Source organism: Alkalidesulfovibrio alkalitolerans DSM 16529 (genome assembly GCF_000422245.1).
Lineage (GTDB): Bacteria > Desulfobacterota > Desulfovibrionia > Desulfovibrionales > Desulfovibrionaceae > Alkalidesulfovibrio > Alkalidesulfovibrio alkalitolerans.
The window spans coordinates 1-2306 of the sequence record NZ_ATHI01000020.1; the positions used below are offsets into that span (position 1 = coordinate 1).

A 2306-nucleotide genomic window follows, 5' to 3' on the forward strand; every position below is an offset into this window, starting at 1 on the left:
GAGCAGGACCATGTTCGGGGCCTGGGGCGCTCCGGCCTCGCGGGCGAGCGAAAGGATTGGTAGGAGGCAGGCCTCGGCCGCACACGCCTTGGAAGCGGCCTCGATCTCGGCTAAGCTCGGGCCGCACTCCTTGCCCCGGCAGACGCTGATGGGCGGGATGCTCTCCGAGGAGGAGACGATGATGCCGCCCGGCGCGAGGTAGGCCAGGGCGCGCAACGTCTCCAGCGGCTCGAAGCCGAGCAGCACGTGGGCCTCGCCGTGGGCGATGCGCGGGCTGCGGTAGCCGCCGATGAGCACCGTGGACTCGACCACGCCGCCGCGCTGGGCCATGCCGTGGATTTCGCCCGCGGTCACGGGCAAGCCCTCGTTCAGGGCGGCCTGGGCCAGTATCTTGGTGGCCGTGAGCGTGCCTTGGCCGCCCACGCCGGTCATGAAAACACGCGTCCGAATGGTCTGGCTCATTTCGCACCCCGCTTGCGGGCCTTGATGTCCTTGGAGACCTGCAGGCAGACCATGCAGCCCGTGCAGGTGGTTTCGTCAACGATCACGCCGCCTTCCACGACCTTGAAGGACGGGCAGGCCAGCGTTTCCAGGCAGTTGCGCACGGAGTCCGTGACTTCGGGCACGTAGGCCGCCTGGACCGGCTTTTTGCCGAGGATGCGGCGGGCGTGGATGATGCACGGCTCACGGGCGATGAGAGCGCGCACGCCGGTCATGTTCTTCAACTCTTCCACGGCCTCGCGCGTGGCCTTGAGGTTCATGGGGTTGACCGTGCGGACCTCGCGCACCCCGCAGGCCGCGAGCACGCCTTCGATGCTGACCTGGGCGGCGTTGTGGCCCTGCGCCGTGACTTCGACGCCCGGATGGGGCTGGCCGCCGGTCATGGCCGTGGTGTGGTTGTCCAGGACGACCAGCAGGAGATCGTGGTTGTTGAAGACCGCGTTGATGACGCCGGTGATGCCCGAATGGAAGAAGGTAGAGTCGCCGATGAAGGCCACCACGGGCTTGCCGGAGGCCTTGGCGAAGCCGCAGCCGGTGCTGACGCTCGACCCCATGTCGAGCAGGAAGTCGGCCATGGCCAGGGGTGGCAGGATGCCCAGGGTGTAGCAGCCGATGTCCGAGGAGTAGAAGGCCGAATCGCCGTAGACCTGGCGCACCACGTAATAGGCGGCGCGGTGCGGGCAGCCCGCGCAGAGGTTGGGCGGACGCTGCGGCAGGCTCGCGGGCGCGGCGCAGGCCGGGGTCGCGGCCGAGGGCAGCCCCAGGGCCTGGGAGAGCGCGATCTTGGTCATCCGGGTTTCGTATTCGCCCAGGCGGGTCAGCCCGGCGAAGCCCTTGCCCAGGATCTCCACGGCGATGCCCTGCTTCTGGGCCAGGGCGCGCAACTCGTTCTCGATGACCGGCTCGCCTTCCTCAAGCACGAGGACGCGCTTGACCGAGGAGAGAAGGTCCGCGCACAGCGTTTCGGGCAAGGGATTGGTGACGCCCAGCGTCAGGGCCTTGACCTTGCCGTGCAGGTCGAGTTCGTCCAGGGCGTCCTTCAGGTAGGCGCGGCAGATGCCCGTGGCCACCACGCCGAAATCGCCCTGCCCGCTACACTCGTTGAAGGACGAGGCGGCCATTTCGGCGCGGATTTCTTCGAGCTTCTTCAAAAGCTCGGCGTGGCGCACACGGGCCACGGCCGGGATGGGCACGAAGCGGCGCGGATTCTTCTCTGGCTCGCCCGCCGACGCCGGGACGCGGGGCTTAGCCAATTCCACCGGGCCGCGCAGGTGGTTCAGACGCGTGGTGGTGCGCAGCATCACGGGCTGCTGCCACTTGCGCGAGAGCAAAAGGGCCTCGCGGGTCATGTCCTTGGCCTCTTGGGCCGTGCAGGGCTCGAAGACCGGATATCCGGCCAGGCGGGCGAAGATGCGGTTGTCCTGCTCGTTCTGGCTCGAATGGCAGCCGGGGTCGTCGGCCGAAAGCAGCACGAGGCCGCCGGGCACGCCGATGTAGGCCAGGGTCATCATGGGATCGGCGGCCACGTTGACGCCGACGTGCTTCATGGTGGTCAGAGTCAGCGCGCCGCCCAGCGCCGCGCCGCCGCCCACTTCCAGGGCCACCTTCTCGTTGGTGGAATACTCGAAGAAGTACGAGCCTTCGGGAGAGAGGCGGAAGAAAGTGTCGGGAACCTCGCTCGACGGGGTGCCGGGGTAGCAGGTCACGACCTCGATGCCGGCCTCGATGGCCCCGCGCACGATGGCCTCGTTGCCGAGCAGCAGTTGGATGTCGCCGGGTTTTCCGGCCAGAAGGGGATGGGCCAT

The 2306-nt window shown here is 68.1% G+C and carries 2 protein-coding genes; both read right to left on the reverse strand.

Translation table 11 applies throughout. From position 1 onward, the window contains the following. Positions 1 to 462: 2-oxoacid:acceptor oxidoreductase family protein (locus DSAT_RS07045; protein ID WP_020886884.1), on the reverse strand; the 462-nt coding region annotated here is incomplete at its 3' end. Then, a partial coding sequence (iorA, locus tag DSAT_RS07050; protein ID WP_020886885.1) for an indolepyruvate ferredoxin oxidoreductase subunit alpha occupies positions 459 to 2306 on the reverse strand: 1848 nt, incomplete at its 5' end. The genes iorA and DSAT_RS07045, both read right to left, overlap by 4 nt.